This is a genomic window from Stenotrophomonas sp. (genome assembly GCF_032061965.1).
In the GTDB taxonomy this organism is placed as follows: domain Bacteria; phylum Pseudomonadota; class Gammaproteobacteria; order Xanthomonadales; family Xanthomonadaceae; genus Stenotrophomonas.
In genome coordinates this window covers 9,963-19,632 of sequence record NZ_DAMBEF010000055.1, presented here as the reverse complement: position 1 = coordinate 19,632, position 9,670 = coordinate 9,963, and the positions used below count along the sequence as shown (strand labels likewise).

The following is a 9,670-nucleotide window of genomic DNA, read 5'->3' as shown; positions in this document are numbered from 1 at the left end:
AGCGGTACGGACAGCCCGAGCTGCGGTACCGCCTGCACGACCACCACGCCGGTGGTCATGCCCTTGTTGGTTGTAAGCAAGGCCTCGAACCCGGGCAGTGGCAGCACCGTCAATATCGGCGATACCATCACCTACACACTCAACGCCGCGGTTGAGAATGCCGCGCTGTTCTCCGAGGTGGTGCTGACCGATACGCCTGACAAGGCATTGTCGATCAGCAACCTGTCGGCCGGTTGTGTACTCGGCGAAGGTGTCCTTCGTTGCACCTTGCCGGCCGGCACACAGGCCGGCGCGTACGCGTTCAGCTATGACGCCACGGTGCTTCCGACGGCCAATGGCAAGGTGAAGAACGTGGTGGCTGCGTCCAGCGCCGACCCGGTCATGCCGGTGCCGGAGTGCATGTCATGTGCCACCGAGCACAACGTCAATGCGCCGCTCATCCGTCTGACCAAGACTGTGGGCAATACGGACGTCAGCATCGGTGATCTGGTGCGTTACGCACTCACGATCGAGAACGTTGGCAGCAGCGATCTGGTGGACGGTGAGGTGATTGACACGCCGCCGGCTGGCTTCAGCTACGTGGAAGGTTCGGTTGTCGTGGACGATGGTGACAAGGTCGGCACTGTCAGCGGTGCTGCGCCTTTGCGGATCGCCGGCCTGGACGTCGCAGCGGGCGAAAGCGCTACTGTTGTCTACGTGATGCGGGTAGGTGCGGGCGTGCGCTCGGGCACCCATGTCAACCAGGCGCAGGTGCGCTCACGGGACGGTACGCCGGTATCCAATACGGCAACGGCCGAGGTCACGCTGAGCGGCGATCCGATGATTGATGACAGCCTGCTGCTGGGCACGGTATTCAACGACCGGGACGGTGATGGCTGGCAGGACAGCGCCGAGCTCAGCCAACTGCATGTGCAAGGTGGCTTCGCCGCCGACGCGTATGTCGCCGGCTCCACCAGCGTCGACCGCGGCAATGGTCATCAGCCCCAGGCCGATGCAAGCGCGCCCCTGCTGCATGGCTTGGCACTGGGACGGATAAGCGCGCGCCAGTCGGTGGCGGATCCGGTGGAAGATCATCAGCTGGTGATCCGCCAGCACCTGACGCGTCTGGCGTTCACCGACGATTTCGTGCTTCGCAATGCGCAGGGCGTTACCGTGCGCATGGCTGCGGATGGTCAAACCCGCAGCGAGGTTTCCGGCGATGCCGCCAAGGGCCTCACCGCGGCGTTGCCGGTGGTGGAGCGTCGTGTCGCCCAGGTGGCTGATGGCTATGTCGTGGACTATGCCATCAGCAACCAGGGCATTGATGAGCGTGGAATTCCCGGTGTTCGTATTGCCTCGGTCGAAGGCCTGCTGATCGAGAGCGATCAGTACGGTCGCTATCACCTGGAAGGTGTGGACGGCGGCAAATGGGAGCGCGGTCGCAACTTCATCCTGAAGGTGGACGCGACGACGCTGCCGGCAGGTTCGGTGTTCACCACGGAAAACCCGTTGCTGCGACGGATCACCCCGGGTATCCCGGTGCGCTTCGACTTTGGCGTCAAGCTGGACGAGAGCCTGTTGGGCGGTGGCACCGAACTGGCAGAGATGGCCTTGGGCGAAGTTTTCTTCGCACCCGGCAATGCCGAAGTGCGTGCCCGCTATCTGCCCGTGGTCGAGGCGATGGCAGCCAAGGTGCGGCAGTACCAGCGCGGTGAAGTGGTGATCGAGGCGGGGGCTGAAAGCCAATCGCTGGCGTTTGAACGCGCCAACGCAGTCAAGACGGCGCTTGTCGAGCGACTGGAGGGTGTAGATACCCGCCACCTGCAGATCCACGTTCGTGGCAGCGTCGATATGGGGTCTGGCTTGGTGGCCGGCCTTGACAGCGAGGGCGTGCTGCTGGGCACGGTGTTGTTCGATACCGACAAGGCAGATATCCGCGACGAGTTCGGGCCGCTGCTGGATACCGTCGCCAGGGCGCTGGAGGCGATGGGCGGGGGCAGGGTGGCAATCATCGGACATACCGATGTGCGTGCCTCGCACGCCTACAACCTTGCGTTGGGCATGCGCCGCGCCCGCGCCGTGCATGACGCATTGGCCGCACGCGTGAGCGCCGAGACACGCGCCAAGTTGAGAGTGGAAGCCGAGCGTGAACCGCAGGCTCAAGCGGGAGCACTGAAATGAGCCGCGGCAAGCACAAGCCCATGAAGATGAAGTTGCTGGATTGCACCCTGATCAGCCTGCTGGCCAGTGGTTCGCCGTGGGCGATGGCGCAGGATGCAGCCAATACAGGTGTAGATGACGGCATGGCCACGTCGGTCGACTGCACCGAGGAGGGATGTTCGGAGGACGGTGCATTGCTGGTGCGGCTGGGAACGCGCGGCTATGACCAGCCGCGCACCACGGATACCACCACTCATTCGTCTTCGCAGCAGTTGCAACCGGATCGTCGCGTCAGCATCGGCGTGCAAGCCCCGGGCAAGGCGGTGGCAAGTGGCAAGTTCGCCATCGATCTACCCGGTGGTGGTGTCATCTGGGCGACCGAAGACCCTACGCTTGGCTCGGCCGAACTGGCCGTGTCCGCGCCTTCCATGGTGCCGTTTGATGGACAGGCCATCACCAAGCCGGTGCAGTTCTATGTGCGTGGCAACTACCCGGGCTTCATCCAGCGCATGGAAGTGCGGGTCTACCGCAGCACGGATACCGACCTGGTCGAACCGCTGGCGGTCATCCCGTTGGAGGTAGGTGCGGTTACCAGCGCCAACTGGGACGGCGCGCTTCCAGTGCGCTATCGCTTCCGCAAGGGTGACGAGTTGATCTACGTGGTCCGTGCCTTCGGCGCGGATGGGCAGATGGACGAGACCTACACCCGTAACCTGCAACTGGTGTCGCCGGAGGAGATGGAGCGCAGCGACACGCAATTGCGCAACAGCGTGGAGCGTTCGCTGGGAACCTCGTTGACTACCGAGCAGGCGCAGACTCAAAGCCTGATCGACACCGTGTTTGCCGGCAACGGCCTGCGTCTGCAGAACATCCCGCTGTATGGTTCGCGGGTGCGCATCCAGGGGCGCAATATCCCCGAGGGCCAGAGCCTGACCATCAACGGCCAGGACTACCCGGTGGACCTGGAGCGCAAGTTCGCCGCCGAGTACCTGGTGCCAATTGGCCAACACGCGTTCGCGGTTGAGGTGGGCGGCAAGCACAAGTCGGCCTATACCTTGAACATGGACGTCACCGGCCGCTATTTCTTCGGCGTTGGCCTGGCCGACGTGACAATCGCGCAGAACAGGGTGTCCGGATCGGTGGAGCCCTTCGCTGGCGACAGCCGTTACCAGGACGACATCATCAGTGATGGCCGGCTGGCGTTCTATGGCAAGGCCAAACTGCGCGGCCGCTACCTGATCACGGCCCAGGCGGATACCACAGAGCGTGACCTGGACAAATTGTTCAATGGCTTCACCCAGGCCGACCCCCAGGATGTATTCCGGCGCCTGGATCCCGATCTGTACTACCCGGTCTATGGCGACGACTCCACGACCTACCGTGACGTGGACACGATGGGACGCTTCTACCTGCGGGCCGACTGGGACAAGAGCCAAGCGTTGTGGGGTAACTACTCCACCGGCTTCACCGGCACCGAATACGCGCAATACCAGCGCTCGTTGTATGGCGCGGCGCTGAACTGGCGCTCGGAAGGCGCCAATGCCTGGGGCGACGCGCAGACGGAACTACGCGCCTTCGGCTCGCAGGCTGAGACCGCGCCGGGCCACAACGAGTTCATCGGCACCGGCGGCAGCCTGTACTACCTGCGGCATACCGACCTGTTGCCGGGTTCGGACGTGGTCACCCTGGAAGTGCGTGACCGTACCACTGGCCGTACCGAGACGCGGGTCGTGCTGCAGCGTGGCAGCGACTATGAGATTGATGAACTGCAGGGACGCATCCTGCTGACCCGCCCGTTGGCGCAGATCAGCCGCGAGAACATCAGCACGCTGACCCGTGACATGCCGCTGGATGGCTTCGAACAGCGCTTGTTGGTGGATTACGAATGGGTACCGTCCGGCTTCGATGCGGACGATGTATCGGCGGGTATCCGTGCCAAACACTGGTTTGGTGATCATCTGGGCGTAGGTGCCACCCATGTGCAGGAGCAGCGTGCAGGCGAGGATTACACCCTCACCGGCGGCGACCTGACCTTGCAGGCAGGACGAGGCACCTTCATCAAGGCCGAGTACACACGAACCGAATCCTTCGGTACGCCGGTGTTCTTCTCCGATAACGGCGGCCTGAGCTTCATCCAGAACAACGACACCAGCGCAAACCGCAAGGGCGATGCCAAGGCGGTGGAGGCCCGGGTCAATTTCAAGGAACTGGGCTGGAGCGAACAGGATTGGAGTGCCGCGACCTGGTGGCGGCAGACCAGTGCCGGGTACTCGACGGGGCGCTACGACAACGGTTTGCCGGTGACCGAATACGGGGGCGAAGTGCTGGGCCAGTTCACCCCGACCCTGGGCATGTACGCGCGCTATTCGCGTGCCGAGCGCGGCAGCGATGCGCTTACCCAGGCGCAGACCACGTTCGACTGGCGGCTCAACGACGACAGTACGCTCAGTGCCGAACTGCGCCGGGTCAACGAGGAGCGCGATGGTTACGCCGTGGCTGGCATGCTCGGGGCAGTGAAGTACCAGCAGCGGATCAACACGTCGGTCGAGCTTTATGGGCTTGCCCAAGTAACGCTGGATGATGATGGTGGCAAGTATGCGGACAACGACGCGCTGACTGCCGGCGGCAAGTATGTGACCGGCAACAACTCCTCGGTGGGCGCGGAGGCGACCACGGGTGATCGCGGCAATGCGGTCACCATGAATGCCGAGTACCGCCTGCATCCGGAGCATGCGATCTATGGCGCGTACACCTACTCCACCGACACCACCGCCTACGACTCACTGTTCTCCAACAACGCCCAGAATGGATGGACACTGGGCCAGCGCTGGCGCTTGTCCAACCAGGTCAACGTCTATAACGAAAGCCAGTTCCTGAAGGAACGCGCGCAGTCCGGTATCGCGCACACCTTCGGCATGGATTTCTATCCCGCACAGGGCTGGAACCTCGGCTTCACCCTGTCCAACGGCGAGTTGACCACCGATGCGGGCGGCGATGTCCATCGTCGTGCGGTCAGCCTGTCAGGTGGCCGCACCTCGCAGGACACCGATTGGCAGAGCAAGATCGAGTGGCGTCGTGACCGTGGCGCCGAGCAGCGTGACCAATGGGTCAGCAGCAATCGCCTGACCCACAAGATCAACGACAGTTGGCGCATCGCAGCCCGGTTCAACTATTCCGATACCGATGACAAGCTCAACCCACTGGCCGGTGCCAAGTTCATCGAGGGCAATTTCGGTTTTGCCTACCGGCCTTGGAACAGCGAACGTTGGGCGCTGTTTGGCCGTTATACCTACCTGTATGACCTGGCGTCGCTGGGCCAGCTGGGTGGCGCCAGCTACGACCAGAAGTCACAGGTGCTTTCGTTCGAGGGCGTGTACAAGCGCGACCAGCGTTGGGAGTACGCGGCCAAGCTGGCGCGTCGTGAAGGCAGTGTCCGTTACGGACGCGGCAGCGGCCAATGGTTGGATGCGGCCACCACGTTTGCCGCAGTGCAGGCGCGGTACGAACTGGTCTATCAGTGGCACGGTCTTGCTGAATACCGCACGCTCGGGGTTACCGATGGCGGCCGCAAGCAGGGCTGGTTGGTTGGTGTGGACCGCGATATCACCCGCAACTTCCGCATCGGCGTGGGCTACAACTTCACCGACTTCAGCGACGACCTGACCGACTACGACTACAAGCACCGCGGCTGGTTCCTCAACCTGGTCGGCAAGTACTAAGCCGGGGACCGCAAAGCAGAACCGGGGCGGTGACGGCGCCCCATTGCGCCGTTGGCAAGGACGCGGGCGCGCGTGGATCGGCAGTGGCGGGTCAAGGGCGACCCGCAGCGCGGGGAATGGCTACACTGGCCCGGCTACGTCGCACGGGAACTACCCTTGGTCTCCAGCTGGATACTGCTCCTGGTCTCTCTCGGCTACGCCGCGCTGTTGTTCGGCGTGGCGTGGTGGGGCGACCGTCGCCCGCTGTATCCGGACCGCCCCTGGCTGCGGCCGGTGGTCTACAGCCTGGCGTTGGCGGTGTACTGCTCGTCGTGGACCTTCTACGGGGCAGTGGGCTCGGCGGTGCGTTACGGCATCGGCTACCTGCCCATTTATCTTGGCCCGTTGCTGCTGTTGATCTTCGGTTGGCGCATCATCGAGCGGCTGGCGCTGATCGCGCGCAGCGAGAACGTGGTGTCGATCGCCGACTTCATCTCCTCGCGGTTTGGCCGCTCACGGCGGCTGGCGGCCCTGGTCGCCCTGATCGCGTTGATCGGCGTGGTGCCGTACCTGGCCCTGCAGTACAAAGCTGTGGCCATGAGCCTGCAGGTGCTTAGCGGTGATGCCGCAGGCAAAGGCTTCCTGACCGATCCGGCGCTATACGTGGCGCTGTTGATGGCCTTGTTCGCCATCCTGTTCGGCACCCGCCAGGTCGATGCCAGCGACCACCACTACGGCATGATGCTGGCCATCGCCGTGGAGTCGATGATCAAGTTGGTGGCGATGGTGGCCGTGGGCGTATTTGCCTATGTGTGGCTGACCGACCGCGGTGACTCGGTGATCGAGTCCGCCCGCACGCTGTTTGAAGGCATGCCGCCGGTGGGCTTCGTCTCGCAGACGCTGCTCAGTTTCCTGGCGCTGATCTGCCTGCCAAGGCAGTTCCATGTGGCAGTGGTTGAATGTGGCAACGCCAGTGACGTGCGCCGGGCGCGCTGGATGTTTGGTGGCTATCTGATCCTCATTTCGCTGATGATCGTGCCCATCGCCAGCGCTGGCGCGGCGATGTTCGGCACCGGCCTGGCATCGGACGACACCCTGGTGCTGGCCCTGCCGATGGCCGGCGGCAGCACGGCTTTGGCGCTGGCTGCATATGTCGGCGGGTTCTCTGCAGCGACGGGCATGGTCATCGTGTCCTCGATCGCCTTGGCCACGATGATCAGCAACGATCTGGTGATGCCGCTGCTGCTGCGTCGTAGCGGTGACCACCGCGAGGCCGCCAATGTCGCCTCGCGGGTGTTGTGGATCCGCCGGCTGGCGATCCTGCTGCTGGCGCTGGTGGCCTATGGCTATTACCGCGGCAGCAACAACGACACCATGCTGGCGGCCTATGGTCTGATGGCCTTTGCGGCGGTGGCGCAGTTCGCGCCCGGTCTCATCGGTGGCCTGTACTGGCGTGGTGCCAGCCGGCGCGGCGTCGAAACCGGCATGCTGGTCGGTTTCCTTGTCTGGGGCTACACCTTGCTGGTGCCCGCGCTCAGTCATGGTGGCTGGCTGGACGCGACATTGTTGGCGCATGGTCCGTTCGGCATCGAGTGGCTGCGTCCACAGCAGCTGTTTGGCGTGACCGGCTGGGACCCGCTGACCCACGGCACGTTCTGGTCGTTGCTGCTCAACACCGTGACGATGCTGCTGGTATCGGTGCGCTCGCGCCCGGATGTGGCCGAACGCCTGCGTGCCGCACCTTTCCTGGACCCCTACGCCAAGCGACCGGTGGTGGCTGGCGACTGGCCCGCCCACGTCAAGGTGCGCGACCTGCTGGCCTTGGCGACCCGCGTGATCGGCGACAACCGTGCACGGCGCGCTTTTGGCGAGCAGGCCCAGTTGCTGGATCGGGAGTTCCAGCCCGCCGCCGCTGCCGACCGCGTATGGGTGCAATTCACCGAACGCCTGCTCGCCGCCTCCATCGGCGCGGCGTCGGCGCGACTGCTGCTGACCAGCCTGCTGCGCGGCTCGGGCATGGACCTGGGCGAAGTGGTGGCGGTGCTGGATGAGGCCGGGCAGGAGTTGCGCTTCAACCGCGAAATTCTTTCAACGACGCTGGAGAACATCAGCGCCGGGGTCAGCGTGGTCGATCCCGAGATGCGGTTGACCGCATGGAACCGCCGCTACCAGCAGATGTTTGGTTACCCCGACGGCATGCTTTATGTCGGTCGCCCGGTCGCTGACCTGATCCGCTACAACGCCGAGCGTGGCGAGTTGGGGTCGGGCGACATCGAAGTGCAGATCAATCGCCGCATCGGCTACATGCGCGCAGGCTCACCGCATGTGTTCGAGCGCACCGGTGCCGATGGCAAGGTGATTGAACTGCGCGGCCAGGCCCTGCCGGGCGGCGGCTATGTCACCAGCTACAACGACATCACCGATTTCAAGAATGCCGAGCAGGCGCTGCTGGAGGCCAACGAAAACCTGGAGCAGCGCGTCACCGAGCGTTCGCAGGCAGCAGAAGCCGCGCAGCAATCCAAGACCCGCTTCCTGGCGGCGATCAGCCACGACGTGCTGCAGCCGTTGAACGCCGCGCGCCTGTTCGCCTCGGCGCTGCGCGACAGCCTGCCGGAAACCGATGAACAACGGCATCTGGCCGAACGCGTTGATGCCTCGCTGCGTGCCGCCGAAGAGTTGTTGGATGGTCTGTTGGACGTGTCGCGCCTGGACGCCGGCGGCCTGCGGCCAACCATCAGCGACTTCGATGCCAGCGTGCTGGTGCGTGAACTTGCCGCGCAGTACACGCCGGTAGCGGCAGGACGTGGCTTGCGCCTGCACGTGTTCGCCCGCCAGGCGTGGGTGCGCAGTGATCGCCGTCTGTTGCGCCGCGTGCTGCAGAACTTCATGGCCAATGCGCTGCGTTATACCCGCAGCGGCCGCATCGTACTGGCGTTGCGGGTGCGTGGTGAACAGGTGGAACTGCAGGTCTGGGATACCGGGCCGGGCATTCCCGAGCACCATATGCAGCAGATCTTCAACGAATTCCATCGTTACCAGCAGCCGTTCGATTGGGGCGAGCAGGGCCTTGGGCTGGGCTTGTCGATCTGCCAGCGCATTTCGCGCTTGCTCGACCACGGTTTGAATGCGCGCAGCCAACCGGGCCACGGCAGCATGTTCTCCATCACCTTGCCGCGCGTGGCCACGCCAACCCAGCCAGTACCGGCGCAACGGCAGCCCACGGCGTTCGGCGGCGACGATTCTTTGGCCGGCATGCGCGTGCTGTGCGTGGACAACGATCAGGAAATCCTCGACGGCATGCGTGCGCTGCTGGGGCGCTGGAAGGTGCAGGTGATCGCAGCAACCACGGTGGACATGGCACTGGAAAAGCTGGCCGAGAATCCGGATGTGATGCTGGTGGATTACCACCTGCATGATCGCCTCGACGGCCTGGATGCCTTGATTGCCCTGCGTGAGGCCGCTCAGCGACCCTTGCCCGGTGCGTTGCTGACCGCAGACGGCCGCGACGAGCTCAAGCGCATGGCGCGCGAACGTGGCTATCGCGTGCTGACCAAACCGGTAAAGCCGGCCTCGTTGCGTGCCTTCCTTACCGCACTGAACGATCCACGCCGGCGCTAGCCGCCGAAACGGTAGTGCCGAGCCAGGCTCGGCAGGGGCTTGACCGGCAATGCCCCACCGCAGCATGGCCGCGCTTCGCCAAAGCGACCCTCACCCCAACCCCTCTCCCACAGGAGAGGGGCTCAAACCGTAGTGCCGAGCCATGCTCGGCAGGGGCTTGACCGGCAATGCCCCAACGCAGCATGGCCGCGCTTTGCCAAAGCGACCCTCACCCC

At 64.2% G+C, this 9,670-nt stretch carries 3 protein-coding genes; all 3 read left to right on the top strand.

All coding sequences use genetic code 11. The features are described from left to right. Window positions 1–2,160, top strand: a 2,160-nt coding sequence (locus RT460_RS17870) for an OmpA family protein (RefSeq protein WP_313320916.1), incomplete at its 5' end; no start/stop codon positions are given. Then, window positions 2,157–5,858 carry a hypothetical protein gene (locus tag RT460_RS17865; protein WP_313320914.1) on the top strand — a complete coding sequence of 1,234 codons (3,702 nt, stop codon included), beginning with the start codon at window positions 2,157–2,159 and terminating at the stop codon, window positions 5,856–5,858. The genes RT460_RS17870 and RT460_RS17865, both read left to right, overlap by 4 nt. A gap of 156 nt (window positions 5,859–6,014) precedes the next feature. After that, window positions 6,015–9,455, top strand: coding sequence for a PAS domain-containing hybrid sensor histidine kinase/response regulator (locus tag RT460_RS17860; RefSeq protein ID WP_313320918.1), 3,441 nt, complete (start codon window positions 6,015–6,017; stop codon window positions 9,453–9,455). The last annotated feature ends 215 nt before the right edge of the window (window positions 9,456–9,670 follow it).

Coding starts and splice junctions, on each gene's coding strand:
- RT460_RS17865 (WP_313320914.1), top strand. CDS start 2,157: ATGAGCCGCGGCAAGCACAAGCCCATGAAGATGAAGTTGCTGGATTGC.